The sequence below is a fragment of the Acinetobacter tjernbergiae DSM 14971 = CIP 107465 genome (genome assembly GCF_000374425.1).
Classification (GTDB): domain Bacteria; phylum Pseudomonadota; class Gammaproteobacteria; order Pseudomonadales; family Moraxellaceae; genus Acinetobacter; species Acinetobacter tjernbergiae.
The window spans coordinates 81,587-96,939 of sequence record NZ_KB894369.1 but is presented as its reverse complement, the minus strand read 5'-3'; the positions used below and the strand labels follow the sequence as shown (position 1 = coordinate 96,939).

Annotated in this window: 18 protein-coding genes and 1 pseudogene; 2 read left to right on the top strand and 17 right to left on the bottom strand. The window is 36.6% G+C overall.

What is annotated here, in order from left to right:
- A pseudogene (locus C502_RS18920) lies at window positions 1-193 on the bottom strand (IS982 family transposase); the annotation flags it as partial.
- Between the two features lie 232 nt (window positions 194-425).
- Here C502_RS18920 and C502_RS0113130 point away from each other — a divergent pair.
- Window positions 426-950 carry a pyridoxamine 5'-phosphate oxidase family protein gene (locus tag C502_RS0113130; RefSeq protein ID WP_018679283.1) on the top strand — a complete coding sequence of 175 codons (525 nt, stop codon included), beginning with the start codon at window positions 426-428 and terminating at the stop codon, window positions 948-950.
- Here C502_RS0113130 and C502_RS0113125 read toward each other — a convergent pair.
- The 3 genes from C502_RS0113125 to C502_RS0113115 are packed head-to-tail and all read right to left on the bottom strand — an operon-like array spanning window position 947 to window position 2,907.
- A complete protein-coding gene (locus tag C502_RS0113125) occupies window positions 947-1,570 on the bottom strand; it encodes a class I SAM-dependent methyltransferase (RefSeq protein WP_018679282.1) in 624 nt (207 codons plus the stop codon). The genes C502_RS0113130 and C502_RS0113125 overlap by 4 nt on opposite strands.
- Window positions 1,571-1,594: 24 nt before the next feature.
- Window positions 1,595-2,185, bottom strand: coding sequence for a uracil-DNA glycosylase family protein (locus C502_RS0113120; protein WP_018679281.1), 591 nt, complete (start codon window positions 2,183-2,185; stop codon window positions 1,595-1,597).
- Window positions 2,186-2,208: 23 nt separating this feature from the next.
- On the bottom strand, window positions 2,209-2,907 hold the full coding sequence (locus tag C502_RS0113115; RefSeq protein ID WP_018679280.1) for a histidine phosphatase family protein: 699 nt from the start codon (window positions 2,905-2,907) through the stop codon (window positions 2,209-2,211).
- A gap of 370 nt (window positions 2,908-3,277) precedes the next feature.
- On the opposite strand from C502_RS0113115, the gene C502_RS0113110 reads away from it, so the two are divergent.
- Window positions 3,278-4,882, top strand: coding sequence for a GMC family oxidoreductase (locus tag C502_RS0113110; RefSeq protein ID WP_018679279.1), 1,605 nt, complete (start codon window positions 3,278-3,280; stop codon window positions 4,880-4,882).
- 95 nt (window positions 4,883-4,977) lie between these two features.
- On the opposite strand, the gene C502_RS0113105 is transcribed toward C502_RS0113110, so the two are convergent.
- From C502_RS0113105 to C502_RS0113045, 13 genes are all read right to left on the bottom strand, one after another.
- Entirely contained in the window at window positions 4,978-6,012 is a 1,035-nt protein-coding gene (locus C502_RS0113105) for an AraC family transcriptional regulator (protein WP_018679278.1), read from the bottom strand.
- 58 nt (window positions 6,013-6,070) lie between these two features.
- On the bottom strand, window positions 6,071-6,235 hold the full coding sequence (locus C502_RS0113100; RefSeq protein ID WP_018679277.1) for a rubredoxin: 165 nt from the start codon (window positions 6,233-6,235) through the stop codon (window positions 6,071-6,073).
- 2 nt (window positions 6,236-6,237) lie between these two features.
- Window positions 6,238-7,440 carry an alkane 1-monooxygenase gene (locus tag C502_RS0113095; RefSeq protein WP_018679276.1) on the bottom strand — a complete coding sequence of 401 codons (1,203 nt, stop codon included), beginning with the start codon at window positions 7,438-7,440 and terminating at the stop codon, window positions 6,238-6,240.
- A gap of 220 nt (window positions 7,441-7,660) precedes the next feature.
- Window positions 7,661-8,071, bottom strand: a complete 411-nt coding sequence (locus C502_RS0113090; protein ID WP_018679275.1) for a DUF6691 family protein — start codon at window positions 8,069-8,071, stop codon at window positions 7,661-7,663.
- Complete coding sequence (locus tag C502_RS0113085; protein WP_018679274.1) at window positions 8,068-8,487, bottom strand: YeeE/YedE family protein; 420 nt, start codon at window positions 8,485-8,487, stop codon at window positions 8,068-8,070. Before C502_RS0113085 ends, C502_RS0113090 begins: the two co-directional genes overlap by 4 nt.
- Before the next feature lie 80 nt (window positions 8,488-8,567).
- Window positions 8,568-9,320, bottom strand: coding sequence for a zeta toxin family protein (locus C502_RS0113080; protein ID WP_018679273.1), 753 nt, complete (start codon window positions 9,318-9,320; stop codon window positions 8,568-8,570).
- A 4-nt stretch (window positions 9,321-9,324) separates the two neighbouring features.
- Window positions 9,325-9,579 (bottom strand): hypothetical protein, encoded by a 255-nt coding sequence (locus tag C502_RS0113075; protein ID WP_018679272.1) that lies wholly within the window; start codon window positions 9,577-9,579, stop codon window positions 9,325-9,327.
- A gap of 78 nt (window positions 9,580-9,657) precedes the next feature.
- Window positions 9,658-10,140, bottom strand: a complete 483-nt coding sequence (locus C502_RS0113070) for a DUF6438 domain-containing protein (protein WP_018679271.1) — start codon at window positions 10,138-10,140, stop codon at window positions 9,658-9,660.
- A gap of 141 nt (window positions 10,141-10,281) precedes the next feature.
- Entirely contained in the window at window positions 10,282-10,986 is a 705-nt protein-coding gene (ispD, locus tag C502_RS0113065) for a 2-C-methyl-D-erythritol 4-phosphate cytidylyltransferase (RefSeq protein ID WP_018679270.1), read from the bottom strand.
- A complete protein-coding gene (gene ftsB, locus C502_RS0113060; RefSeq protein WP_018679269.1) occupies window positions 10,970-11,341 on the bottom strand; it encodes a cell division protein FtsB in 372 nt (123 codons plus the stop codon). The genes ispD and ftsB overlap by 17 nt, the downstream gene beginning before the upstream one ends.
- Before the next feature lie 125 nt (window positions 11,342-11,466).
- Window positions 11,467-12,756 carry a phosphopyruvate hydratase gene (gene eno, locus C502_RS0113055; RefSeq protein ID WP_018679268.1) on the bottom strand — a complete coding sequence of 430 codons (1,290 nt, stop codon included), beginning with the start codon at window positions 12,754-12,756 and terminating at the stop codon, window positions 11,467-11,469.
- Between the two features lie 61 nt (window positions 12,757-12,817).
- A complete protein-coding gene (gene kdsA, locus C502_RS0113050) occupies window positions 12,818-13,675 on the bottom strand; it encodes a 3-deoxy-8-phosphooctulonate synthase (RefSeq protein WP_018679267.1) in 858 nt (285 codons plus the stop codon).
- Between the two features lie 31 nt (window positions 13,676-13,706).
- Window positions 13,707-15,344, bottom strand: a complete 1,638-nt coding sequence (locus tag C502_RS0113045) for a CTP synthase (RefSeq protein ID WP_018679266.1) — start codon at window positions 15,342-15,344, stop codon at window positions 13,707-13,709.
- Between the last annotated feature and the right edge of the window lie 9 nt (window positions 15,345-15,353).

The following is a 15,353-nucleotide window of genomic DNA, read 5'->3' as shown; positions in this document are numbered from 1 at the left end:
TGAAAAAGGCTTTGAAATTACTGAAGTGAGAACACTTATACCAAATGGCGATAAAGCTAATTTCCGAGATGGTCAGCTGTGCAGTTCTGATTCTTAAAGAGTAGCGGATTTGTTTGAGAAACTTCCAATAAGTTGATTCAAATTTAAGAAAGAAATCATCGATTACACAGAATAATTCGGTACTATTGAACATTAGGACTAGAGCTTTAGGTTTGGTAACTCAACTGATGGCTCTAGTTCTTTTATTTTTCAAGTCAATTTTTTATCCACGATTCGGGTTAAATAAGCATAATTCTCCTATCCTCAATAGTATCTAAATCCATTCTGATTGACTAAATTGACAAGTTATTCACAACTAAAGACTATTTTCTTTAAGCTTATATATGCTGATTATTATATGAATAAAAAATAACAAGGATAGAATGATGATTTCAGAAAAAGACTGGAAAAACATCCAACAGGTATTCAAAGCAGCACAAAAGGCTTCCCTACATTCCTCGATTGCAACAGTCGATCAATTTGGTCAACCTTCAATTACCCCGATTGGTACAGTTTTTTTAAATACGGATCAAACAGGTTACTTTTTTGATACTTTCACAGAAAAATTAAGGACTAATTTAGATCAAAACTCAAAAGCATGTATCCAAGCAATCAATAGCAGTAAATGGTTTTGGTTAAGCTCACTCATTCAAGGCAGCTTCACAGATTTCCCTGGTGTACGCTTACAAGGCAGCTTCACAGATTTCCCTGGTGTACGCTTATATGTAGAGATCGGAGACTTACGCCTAGCAAGTAGAGAAGAACGATTCGCTATAGATCGCCGTATTCAACCATTGCAGTGGACAAAAGGAAGTCAACTGATCTGGTCTGAATTTACACATGTTCGTGACATCAAAATCAATGAATTCCGCTGGATTAAATATCCAAAAATGATGGAGCATTTAATTTAGTCCAAACTCATTTCGAATAAACATAACCCTTCTATTTCCAATGGCATCTTGATCTCTTGAAAAGATGCTTGACTAAGCGCATCTAAGTGCTCTTGTTTATTCATATAGAGTTGATCATTTTGCATTGCATGGGGCGCGCACAAATGATCACAAACTAAATAGATACCATTAGGATTCAACAAAGTTCTGACGATCTTATGAAAATTAGCTGCATATTGTTTATGTCGAAGTTCATGTAGTGCTTGATGGATGATAATAAAATCATATTTTTGATCTAAAGGATTTTGCCAATTAGGTTCTTTAAAGTTTCCAACAAAATATTTTGTTCGTGATTGTTCTGAGCTATTCAATTTTTCTTGTGCAAGCTGATGCATGACTTCAGAAAAATCAAACGCCGTATATTCGATATGATCTAACTGCGATAACAAATGTTGAGCTAGAAAACCTGGACCAGAACCTAATTCTAATATATGACATGGATCAGAATGATGAGTTTGAATTAAATGCACATAGTAATCAAAAAAATCTTTTCGCCATGGGCGTTTTATATTCGCCGTTTCTTGCCATTCCAAAGCATCTGTATAGTTTCTTAAATCAATTGGACTAGATACATCATTCATCTCATTCTCCTATTTTTTATATATTTAAAGTAATCCAATCACTTGAAAAAATTGTTTATAAGCATCCGCTTTTTTGTCTAATGCCAATGGATATGCTCGTGAAGATGATGGTAAGCGATACAAATTCAGCTCACGATTGGCATAACTCACGTGTAGTGATTGCCCAATCATCGGCTTATTTATTTGTTCAGGAAAATGCTGCATCAAAGTATCAGTTGCTTTATCTCCTGTGGTCATAATCGTATGACACCGCGGAATCTGCCCAAGCAATTGTGATAAATCAGTTGCCGTAATAATTTCTAAAAATTTATCAGAAGCATTGCCTTGCAGTCGTTTCACTTGATAAGCCGTATCAAATATTGCTATTCCAATCTCTGTGAGAAAATCACGAATTTGTTGTTCTTTAAAACACTTATTTGGTAAATCTAAGAAGTAATCTTTATCTTTGAAAAAAATGAGTCCAAATATACGCCACATATCATTTTGATAATTAGGATAGTAAAAATCCATTTTCCATCGACTCTGAGGTGGTGGAAAACTACCTAACATCAGTAGTTTGGCATCATGTGGTAAAAATGGACTTAAAGGATGTGTTTCAACGGCTATCTCTGTCATCATATTTTCTTATAAGTTCTCGCTTATAGCCACGTTAGTAAATCAGGTTGTTGAGATTTAATAAATTGGTGTTCATTTAAGCTCAATAACTGTAGTTCACCATTCACTAACTTGAGTGTTGTAATACTGGTGTTGGCGATCGACCAACTTAACGCAAAAGTACGTTGTACACTTAACTCGAGTAATTTGCCAATAACAACTGAAATAACGCCGCCAGATGTAAAAACAACAACTTCTGAGCCTTGTTTATCTGCCAATTCTGTACACAAATTTTGTAAGGCTTGTTCTATACGTGTTTGAAAGGTCATCCAAGATTCATCATATTCATGGTGAAATGCTTCATCTGCCCAACGAGCAATCGCTTTATCAAAAATCTGAGCTAAATACGCTCTTGGATCGACTTCTTTAAAGACGTCCTGCTTCAATACTTCTGGTTGTGAAAACTTAGGTTCATATAATGCAAATACTTGTTGATGGTTAAACTCATTCCATAAGCAATCTGTTTTATAACTGGCTTGAGGAAAGCACTGTTCCAATGAAATTTGGGTCGTTTGTTGATGTCGTTTCATACTTCCTGAAATGATATAAGGCTGCTCAGTAAAGAGATTCTTAAAATACTGCCCTAAAAGCTTTGCTTGAGCTTCGCCATTTTCTGAAAGTTCATCATAATTCGTTTTACCAAATGAAGCCTGACCATGTCGGACTAAATAAATGGTGGTCATTGGATTACCTTATTTTCAACAAGTTCTAAAATGAAATGTAGTTTTAGCATAGCTTGCTCTTATTGTATAAATTTTTTGTTTTTCTTTGGTTGCTTTTGATTTATTTAAAATGACTTAAATTTGCTTAGGCTATTTCCATTTCACTAAAATATTTTATGTCGATTTATGAATATTGATTGTCTTTTTCTGCTATGCAAACAACAAAATAATAAATCACGATGAACTTTTAAAACCATTCAATGGAAATTTTCAGCTTATTCATCTATCTCACTTTTAATATGACTCCATTTTTCAAAAAAGTCTTTAAAAATGGTCATTATTCAAACTCACAGATAGATTTTAAATCGCTGAAATATAGGAGTTTTCCCAAATGATTAAAGACGATTATGACTTTAACTATCTCATTATTGGTTCAGGATTTGGAGGAAGTGTCTCAGCACATCGACTTTCAGAAAAAGGATATTCCGTCGCAGTGATGGAAATGGGAAAACGTTGGGAAGCTAAAGATTTTCCCAAAACCAATTGGAATACCCCAAAATGGATTTGGCGCCCTGCTATAAATTTCTTTGGATTTTTTAATTTACGTATTTTTAGGCATGTTGCAATTATCTGCGGCAATGCCGTTGGCGGTGGTTCCATCACCTATGCCAATACATTATTAGTTCCTCCTAGTAGCGTATGGAGTGAAGGGAGTTGGGGCAAAATTCCGCACTTAAAAGAAGATATGCCTCAATATTTTGCTGAAGCAGAAAGAATGTTGGGAGTAACAGACAATAAAATATTTGGGCCTGCTGATCATATGCTCAAGAAAATGGGAGATGCTGTCGGTGTTGGGCATACCTTTAAGCCAACACGAGTTGCAACCTTCTTTCCCCCCCAAGGTGAACAAGGTGGTAAAACTTATCCTGATCCTTATTTCGATGGCAAAGGTCCAGATCGCGCAACCTGTACTGCTTGTGGCGGGTGTATGACGGGCTGTAAACATAATGCTAAAAATACCCTAGATAAAAACTATTTGTACTTTGCTGAAAAACAAGGCGCGAAAGTTTTTGCTGAAACGAAGGTCATTGATATTCGCCCTCTAAACAATAAAGTCGATGGAAGTGATGGTTATACCGTGACCACGATTAATTCAACTCAATGGGGGCATCGAAATAAGCGAGTTTGGCAGGTTAAAAACGTTATTTTTTCAGCGTCATCTCTTGGAACACAAGAATTGTTGCTACGTCTCAAAGAGAATAAAACTTTACCTAATATTTCCAAGCAATTAGGTACGCAAGTACGTACCAATGCTGAGTCCATTTTAGGCGTTCGTTTCTTCGAAAAAGAGATTGATATGAGTCAAGGCGTAGCAATCGGTTCAAGCATTTATCTTGATCATAATACTCATATCGAAGCAACTCGCTATCAACGAGGTTCGGATAGTATGGGTTTGCTTACAACTCACCTTGTCGGTGGAAAACCAGGTTTGTCACGCATTTTGTTATGGTTATGGGCATTGATCTGCCATCCGCTAATCTTCTTGAAAATGAATAATCCTTTTGGCTTTGCAAAACAGACGCTTATCTTTTTAGTCATGCAAACGGTTGATGCATCAATTCAAATGAAATTAAAAAGAAACTGGTGGTGGCCTTTTAGCAAAACATTGTCTTCACACGGTCAGCCCTTACCAGTTTATATCCCACAGGCAAATGCCTTTACTGAAAAAGTTGCCAAAATGTTTAATGGGCATCCTATGACGACCAAAACTGAAATACTCTTTAATATTCCCTTTACTGCACATTGCATGGGCGGTTGCGCTATGGCGACTTCGGCTGAAGAAGGTGTGATCGATGCACAAAATCGCGTATTTAATTATAAAAATATGTACATCATTGATGGTGCAATGCTAGGTGCAAATTTAGGTGTGAACCCCAGTTTAACCATTACCGCCTTAGCAGAACGAGCAATGTCTTTTATACCACCTAAAAGTTAAGACTATTCTTCTCTCAGATATTTTTAATATATACATGGTGCAATATAAATTGCACCATTTAAAAACAGCCTTATAGAAAAATTAAAATAGATATCTCAGTTATAAATTTTGATATTTTTTTGATAAATCGTTGGCGCAATACCGACAAAAAACTTAAATGAGCGAGAAAAATTAGAAGCAGATGCGTAACCTAACTCCTCAGCTATTTCAATCATACTTTTATTAGAAGAAATCAACATCTGTTTAGCTTTATCAATAATGACTGTGTTTTTTAATTCCTGATATGAAGTCTCCTTCTCTTTTAAATTCCGTTGCAATGTTTTACTCGAAATATTCAATAATTTTGCACAGTCTTCTAGGCTCGGAATTTCAGAAGAGTTTGAAAAGAGTTGTTTGAGCCAAACGACCAGATCAATATTATTCTTAATCTCATATATTTGTTCCTGACACTTTAGTTCGATCGCTTTACGCGTACCTTCATCAGCTAGACGTAATTTTTGTTTAATCAATTTTTCACTCAATTGCACTCTAAAACTTGGCTTTTTCAAGGTATTAAAATGAAATTTCACTTTGCTTAGATGTGCATATCGATAGCCATGTAACGGTTCGTTGATAGACATAAAAATATGATATGGCAATAACCTATTCTCAACTAACTCTTGAATCGTACAATGCAAAGCGACTGCAATCGCTTCCAGATGGAAATTCAGGGATAAGGTATCTATTTGGATCACAGGCTCACAAATCAATTCCATTGACTGATCAGTATGATAAAAATATGACAGTTTAAAACTAGGGATAATCAAAGAAAAATATTTAGAAATATAAATCAGCGCTTGTTCTAAGTTTTCACTGGTTAGAATCGCGTAGCCAACCAAACTATGCGAACTCACTTTTAAAGAGTGTCCTAATTCAAATGCTAAATCATAATTACGTGGAAATTTCAAACAAAATGAAATAAATTTTTCGACCTGTTCTTGGTTAATTTTCATGTCAGGTGAACTTAAATATTTTTTTAGATCAATATTTATTTCAGATAATATTTCTTCAGTCGTAATATTTCTCGATTCTAATATATCAAGTATCTTGAAATAATATCTTGCTGGGATATACGGGATTTGATTATTCATTTTTGTATTTTCTTTATAGATGAACGGCAAGATTTTGTTCTCGCCGTCTCTTTCTACTTTAGATTTCAACCATCTCAAAATCTGCTTTAGATACCCCACAGTCTGGACAGGTCCAACTCTCAGGAATATCCTCCCACGCAGTGCCTGCATTGATACTATCTTCTGGCAGACCTAGAGATTGATCATAAATCCATCCACACACAATACATTGATATTTTTTCATGTTTAGAGTGCCTCCGTTGCTTGAGCTTGAAAATATTGATTATATTTTTGCAAAACGGCTTCTTTCGCTGGCTCATAGACATTGATCTTATCAATATCCCCTTGGTAATAATTAATCACCTGCTTATCCATAATACTAAACCAATATGAGGGTATAAATACTTGTAAAAATAAGCTTGTGTATCCTGCTGGCAATTGCGGCACATTTTCATAATGACGTAATGCTTGATAACTACGTGTTGGATAAGCATGGTGATCTGAATGACGCTGTAATTGATACAACAAAATATTGCTGAATAAGCTGTTATTATTCCAACTATGGACAGGCATGGTTCTTTCATAACGACCATTTTCTAGCTTTTGTCGTTTTAACCCATAATGCTCCATATAGTTAACTGCTTCAAATAGCGTAATTCCATAAAGTGATTGCGTGATTTGGGTAGCAATAATATTTTTGCCAAACACTTTAAGCATTAATCCATGATAAGCGGCAGACATTGCCCAACCTTGTAGCAGCTCATTGTGGATTGACCAAAAAGACAAGCCCTTTCTCTCTAACCGTCTGGTTTCAATTTCAATTGCCGATTTAAAACTACCACTCACTGTTCTCGGCCAAAACTTCCAAAAAGACTCACCAAATTGTGATGAAGCTGGATCTTCTGGCGTTGCGACACGCAAATGATGCCCATAAGGATGTTCGATGCGAAAGTGATTGTAACCTGTCGGCGCTAAACACAAATGCGATAAATAGTGTTGTAACTTTCCAGATTTATGACTTAACTCATGTGCGGTATTAATTGCGACGCCATTCACTAAACCCAGTGTTGTTCCAATCAGAATACGATCAAAGAGTGGTGTGGAATCCCGACTCGCAATATAGTTGCCATAAATGTTTGCAATATATTGTAATGGGATATAAAAATTCACAATTTTTGCATAATAAGGGTCTGCTTCTAATTCAGCTATTGCCTCCTCAGGAGGATTCTCAGAGTCTTCACCTAGAAATTTATCAATAAGTGGAATCAGACCATGTAGTGCAATTGGTCCTGCGACTGCAAAAAATTTCTTGGTACGCTTTGGTCCAAATTGGTAGCCTAACATCGCAGCATTTGCAATATTCGGAATAACGAGACCTAACATCCACAACTTTCTTTTTTTATCTTTAAACTTTGGAACATTAGTTTCAATCTGATGAATAGCATTCATATAGCAACCTCACAAATTTATCTTTGATTGGTACTATGATTCAATATTCTTGAGAAGGTGAATTTCCAATTTAAGACAAATACTATTCTTAAAAAGACAAAATCATTTTTGTAATAGTTTTACGAAATAAATTTTTTGGGCTAAGAATTCTATCTAATAATGATCAAGCCACATCTCTTAGATGCGACTTGATGAATGATGCCATATTAAATCATGCAGCCTATCGTTCGGACCATAGTCGATGTAAAAACATACCTAATAGCATCGCACCAATGAAATACCAAGCTTGTGAATAACCTAATCCAATTAATGTAATCGCTGGTGCTGGACAAATTCCTGCAATCCCCCAACCGACGCCAAAAAGAGTCGACCCAACTATTAATTTTTTATCAATTTGAGTACTGATTGGTAATGATATTTCTTCACCAAAAATCGTTTTAGGATTTCGAATCGCTTTTTGAAATGGAAGAATAGCCACAATGATTGCACCCATCATCACGAACATCAGACTGATATCCCATTGTCCAAAAATATCAAGAAAACCTAAAACTTTTTCAGGATTAGACATTCCTGAAACCAGCAAACCTAGCGCAAACAAGCTACCAAATACAAAAGCAAGTGCATTCTTCATAGCGCAGCTCCAAAGATATGACGAATAACATATACAGTTACCATTCCAGCTAACATAAATGTAACTGTCGCAATCATAGAACGTATAGATAGGCGACTGATCCCACAAATCCCATGCCCACTGGTACAGCCTGAACCCAAACGAGTACCAAAACCAACCAAAAGACCTGCGATGACTAACCCAATCGGAGAAGATTTAATAACAATTTCTGGTTTTACAAAGATCTGATAAATGAACGGTGTCACGAATAGTCCAAGTAAAAACCACAAAGCCGAACTACGAACCAAAAGCTTTGGTTGTAACACTTGTGCAAGCAGACCACTGATGCCTGTAATACGACCATTGACATATAAATAGCCAACAACGGCAAGTCCTAGAATTCCACCACCGATCAAAGCTGAGATGATGCTCGACATGATTCATCCAAAGATATATTATATATTTTTATATTATATTACTTGGTATAATAATTAAAGCCTTTTTTGGAGCTAATTTTTTACTCAAATTCGGTCAATACTCTTTCTACAAACCAAATTGGAAAATCTGTTACGACAGGATTCAGCTTTAGCAAAGCTGCTTGCTCAATCTCAGCGAGAAAAGCCGCTTTTTCACCATTAGATGAATTATCAAAGATAAAAGTGCGATCCGTCATTTCCACAGCCTGCATGAGCAAATCCATACTGCGATAGTAACGATCACGAATTTTTTGCTCAGGTACAGGATGCCCTCCCGTAGTCACTCGATATTGAACTCTTGCCATATTAATTTCAGGGTCAACGGTAGAAACATAATACAAGTATGTTTTAAAACCTTGTTTCTGAGCAGCTTTTAAAAACTCAACTTTACTTATATGTGACATAACAGTCTCAAAAGTAAAACTTATTTTTAATTTCAAAAATTCTAGTCGAATAAAATCAATAATGCGTGCTGCAATGTACGAATCCACATCTGCTTTTACAAAAAGAATTTTATTTTCTGCTAGCAACTCAGGTTCTTGACTTAATAAAGGGTGAATCTGTTGATCTATTTGCTTACTTTTAGTTTTTAAAAATTCAAGCAGTTTTATACGATCCAAGGACTCATGATAAGTATTTAAATCCAAAATTTGTGTTTGATTTAGAATTTTTTCGAGTTCATCTGCATTTAAATATGCCCCAATATGTCGGGGCAATAAATAATCTTTAATCGTACTTTTCCCAGAACCATTTGGGCCCGCAAACATACGAATTCTAGGCTTAAGTTGTCGCATTAACTTATACAATAGCCTGCTTTTTTTTACGTTTTAGTACATGATGTTGCGCTGAAATAGACGTATAAGCGGTTGATATATCTTTAATCACACTAATCTCACCTGTTGGTAATTGCTTTAATAGCTGATGATTTTTGGCATATACCACAGTTGAAGACTGACTCGCATGTTTGAAAGCATTGCGGAATGCTTGTACAGCAAGATCAGGAAGATGATCCTCTTCTTGCATACTCATATTCATGATTGTAAAAGCTGTCATTGATGACTCCTCCGCATGATTGCGCTTGTACTTATACTAACATAAATGCCAAATTTGTCTATTTTAGCAACAGCAAGTTTAATGTACCAAATCGTCAATCCCTATCAATTTCGGGAGTTTATCAATCAGCTCATTTAACTCTAAATTTGCAGGAGAAATACAACCCGTGTAATGACTTAATTTAGTCGTTGTACCGTCCGATTTAATCCAAACAAAATATGCACTTGGTTGATCAGTAGCAGTTTGCTGACAGCCTGTTGTTTTAACATTTGCACCTGTTTCTGGGCGATAGGTTTTTAATTCTTGTTGGAGCTTTTTATAAACCGAGATATCTACTGTTAAATCCTGAGTACCTGTCACTTTTGTATATTGCTTACCATTAAAATGTACTTCACCCGATGGGGTTACTTCGACTGAATAGATTGGACACGCTCCAAAACATGGACTTGATGAGTAGCGAATTGTTTCTTGTACAGTATCCTGATCCTGAGGTTGTTGAGGCGTAGATGCACACCCAAGAAATGAAAAAGTAAAAAAGCTTAAAAGTAATAATTTTTTCATTTGTTAATCCGTTATAAAGTATGTTCTTAAAATTTAACAAATAGTAGAAATTTTGTCATTTATATTGATGTAAAAAGCAGTAAATTTCATTTAAATTTACTTAGGCTATTTATTAATTACCAAAAAAATTACCTAAATCAATTAAGCATGGATTTGAGATTGAAGAATTAATCGAGCCAATTCTAAATCATCGGTATAGGTAATTTTAATATTGTCTGAACGTCCTTGTACGACGTGTACAGGCTCATTTATATATTCCAAAGCACTTGCTTCGTCTGTAATTAGAATATTATCCAATAATGATGTTTCAATGGCTTTTCTTAAAACACCTAATTTAGCCATTTGCGGTGTTTGTGCTTGCCATAACAACGCACGGCTTACTGTTTTCTCAATTTGATTTTGATTGAGTACTTGTTTAAGCGTATCACGGACTGGTATCGCTAAAATGTTACTTTGATCTGAGTCGATTGCAGATTTTACCAATTTCTCTAAGCATGCTGTTGTCACACATGGACGTGCAGCATCATGTACTAAAACCCAATCATCATCATGGGCAATTCGAGATAGATAAAGTAATGCATTTAGAACAGAATCAACACGCTCTGCGCCGCCTAGACAAAAATGTAATTTATTTTGGTGCTGAAATGTAATTGTTTTAGCAAAGGTATCCTGTTCACCGATCGCAAGTACACATCCAGCTAAATCTAAAGTATTAAGTCGCGCTACGGTATGCTCAAGCACAGTATGATTTTGAATATATTGATATTGTTTTAATTCAGTTTTTGAAAAACGACTTCCAGAACCTGCCGCTGGTACAACTGCCCATAGCTTAGTCTGGATTTTCATTAGTCGCTGCATCTATTTTTGCATTTGGGTCAATATAAATAGGTTTGTAATGGGTACTAATCGTACTCATTTGCACAAAGGTTTCATTAGGTTTAACTAAACCTAAATCTAAACGTGCATGTTCTTCTATTGCTTCACTACCATTTTTTAAGTCAAAAACTTCAGCTGCTAAAATACGATTGCGCTCTTTTAGTTCAGTATTAACTTCGACTTGTTGCGTAATTTGCTGAGTCAAGGCTTGATGAGGGAAATACCCCCCCTCACCTAGCCAAAATTGGTACTGTAGACTTGCCACCAAAACGGTAACAAGCAACAGAATCAATTTACTCGAGGTCGATCGAAACATTTCTATCATGGAAAACTCCCTACATCCTTATCAAAGGAAGATCATCTACAAATTCTATAGGATTATGAATTTGCAGAGTTTCTTTCTTTTGTAAAGAAAGATGATCAGAAGTATTCAACATAGATTATTTGACCTTATTTTAGACCTTTGAATTCAGCTTTACCGCGGTAAGCTGCTTTCGTTAATTCTTCGATACGAAGTAATTGGTTATATTTCGCTACACGGTCAGAACGGCAAAGTGAACCCGTCTTGATTTGACCCGCTGCTGTACCTACTGCTAAGTCAGCAATGGTTGAATCTTCAGTTTCACCTGAACGATGTGAGATTACAGTGCTATAACCGTTTGCTTTCGCAAGATAGATTGCATCTAAAGTCTCAGTCAATGTACCAATCTGATTGTATTTGATTAGAATTGAGTTACCTACTTTCTCATCAATACCACGTTGTAAAATCTTAGGATTGGTTACGAATAAATCATCGCCAACCAATTGGATTTTGTCACCAAGGATTGATGTTAAGTAGCTCCAACCTTCCCAGTCAGATTCATCTAAACCATCTTCAATCGAAATGATTGGGTATTGGTTTACAAGACCTGCTAAATAATCAGAGAACTGGTTGCTTGTGAATGCTTTATTGCCTTCACCTGCAAGGATGTACTGACCATTTTTGTAAAATTCTGAAGATGCACAGTCAAGTGCAAGCATAATGTCAGAACCCGCTTTGTAACCAGTCTGACCAATCGCTTCAAGAATAACAGTGATTGCTTCTTCGTTTGAACGTAAGTTCGGTGCAAAACCACCTTCATCACCTACAGCAGTATTTAAACCTTTTTTGTTTAAAACTGATTTTAGAGAATGGAAGATTTCAGCACCTGCACGTAATGCTTCAGAGAATGAAGTAAAGCCTACAGGCTCAATCATAAACTCTTGAATATCAACATTGTTGTCTGCATGCGAACCACCATTGATGATGTTCATCATTGGTACAGGCATAGTCAAAATTGTTTGACCACGTAAGTCTGCGATGTATTGGAAAAGAGGAATTTTCTTTTCATCAGCAGCAGCACGTGCAGCAGCTAGCGATACTGCTAAAGTTGCATTTGCACCCAATTTTTCTTTGTTTTCAGTACCATCAAGTTCGATCATCGTGTTATCGATGTCTTTTTGTTCAAATACTGATTTGCCTACTAAAGCATCACGGATAATCGTATTTACGTTATTAACTGCTGTACGAACACCTTTACCTAAGTAACGTGCTTTATCACCATCACGAAGTTCTAAGGCTTCACGAGAACCAGTCGAAGCACCAGATGGCGCACATGCACGACCAACAACGCCAGATTCTAAAATTACATCTGCTTCGATGGTTGGGTTACCACGAGAGTCCAAAATTTCACGTGCACGGATGTCAACGATTTGGCTCATGAACAATTCCTCTGTTGAATGAATATCAGCTGCGATTAAAGCAGCGTATGTGAGTAAAAACTCAGTGTGTGTCTAACTTTTTGAATCCTTTGACTAAAGTATCCAATTCTTTGAGTTGTGCCAAAAATGGCTCAAGCTGAGATAAACGTAACGCACAAGGCCCATCGCATTTTGCAATTTCTGGTTCTGGATGTGCTTCTAAAAACAAACCAGCTAAACCAGTTGCCATACCCGCACGTGCTAAAGTTGTAATTTGAGCACGGCGACCACCCGCAGAATCTGCACGTCCGCCAGGGGTTTGTAATGAATGCGTTACATCAAAGAATACGGGCACATTCATTTCTTTCATGATGTCAAAGCCCAGCATATCTACAACCAAATTGTTATAACCAAATGCTGAACCACGTTCACAAAGAATGAGCTTGTCATTTCCAGCCTCTAAACACTTATGCAAAATATGACGCATTTCGTGCGGTGCTAAGAACTGTGCTTTTTTGATATTGATAATGGCTTGAGTTTTTGCCATTGCCTCAACGAGATCAGTCTGACGACTTAGAAAGGCAGGAAGTTGAATAATATCTGCAACTTCAGCAACAGGCGCTGCTTGGTAGGGTTCATGAACATCAGTGATGATCGGCACATTAAAATGTTTTTTAATGTCGGCAAGCCATTCAATTCCTTTTTCCAGACCTGGTCCACGGAATGAACTCAGGCTTGAACGGTTTGCTTTATCAAAGCTCGCCTTAAATACATAAGGAATATCTAAGCGTTTGCAAATATCAACATAAGTTTCAGCAATTTCAAATGCTAAATCTTTTGACTCTAATACGTTCATTCCGCCAAATAATACAAATGGCAAATGATTTGCCATTTGTATATCGCCTAAACGTACAACTTCTTGTGGTTTTAAGTGTGACATTTAAACTTTCCCAGTTCCTTAAAAGCCTACCTTACTTACTGTTTTGGTGCTGTTTCTTTGCAGCATCAATAAAACTAGCAAATAATGGATGTCCATCACGTGGTGAACTTGTAAATTCTGGGTGGAATTGTACAGCAATAAACCAAGAATGTTCAGGAATTTCTACAGTTTCAACTAAATGTTGTACTGAAGAATAACCCGATATTTTCATACCTGCTTGTTCTAAAGCAGGGATAAAACGATCATTCATTTCATAACGATGGCGATGACGTTCAGTAATTTCAGCTTTGCCATAGACTGCACGTGTTTTAGAACCTTCAACCAGTTCAGACTTTTGTGCGCCTAAACGCATTGTACCACCGAGGTCTGATTCAAGGCTACGCTGTTGTAACTCGCCACGTTCATCTAACCATTCAGTGATGAGACCAATTAATGGATACTTGGTTGAACGATTAAATTCAGTTGAGCTTGCTTCTGGCATCGCTGCAACATGGCGTGCAAATTCAATCACTGCCAATTGCATACCTAAACAAATACCTAAGAAAGGAACATTGTTTTCACGTGCATATTGAATTGCACGCATTTTGCCTTCTGTACCACGCTCACCAAAACCGCCTGGAACTAAAATCGCATCCGCAGTACTTAAAACGCTCACATCTTGCTGTTCAAGGTCTTCAGCATTGACGTAATCAATTTGAACTTTAACGCGATTTTGAATACCAGCATGTAAAAGTGCTTCATTTACAGATTTATAAGCATCTGGTAATTCAACATATTTACCCACCATCGCAACACGTACTGTGTATTCTGGATTCAATAATGCTTCTACGACATTATCCCAATCTTCAAGATTTGCTTCAGGAAGATCATTAAAACCAAAACGTTCACAAATCAAGTCATCAACATTTTGCTCATAGAACGTACGTGGAATTTGATAGATGGTTTTTGCATCTTTACACACCACAACAGCACGTGCTTCAACATTGGTGAACAATGCAATTTTACGTTTAGTATCAACATCGACATCGTATTCAGTACGGCAGATTAAGATATCTGGCTGAATACCGATCGAAAGAAGTTCTTTAACCGAATGTTGAGTTGGTTTGGTTTTGAGTTCAGCCGCAGATTTGATATATGGCAATAACGTCAAATGCATCAGCATAGTACGTTTATGACCAAGCTCAACCATAAGCTGACGTACAGATTCCATAAATGGAAGTGATTCGATATCACCAACCGTACCGCCAATCTCAACGATGGCAACGTCATAACCTTCGCCTGCACGAAGTACACGTTCTTTAATATTATCGGTAATATGTGGAATAACTTGAACCGTACCACCTAAGTAGTCACCACGACGTTCTTTATTTAAAACGTCTTGATAAACACGACCACTGGTAAAGTTATTCAGTTTGGTCATTTTCGCACGACGTAAGAAACGTTCGTAATATCCCAAATCTAAGTCAGTTTCAGCACCATCCTCTGTGACGAAAACTTCACCGTGCTGAAATGGGCTCATGGTACCTGGATCGACATTAATGTATGGATCCATTTTTACCATTGTGACTTTTAAGCCACGAGCTTCCAAAAGTGCAGCAACAGAAGCAGCAGAAATACCTTTACCTAGTGATGAAACCACACCACCAGTGACAAAAATAAAATGGGTCATTGAGTTTCT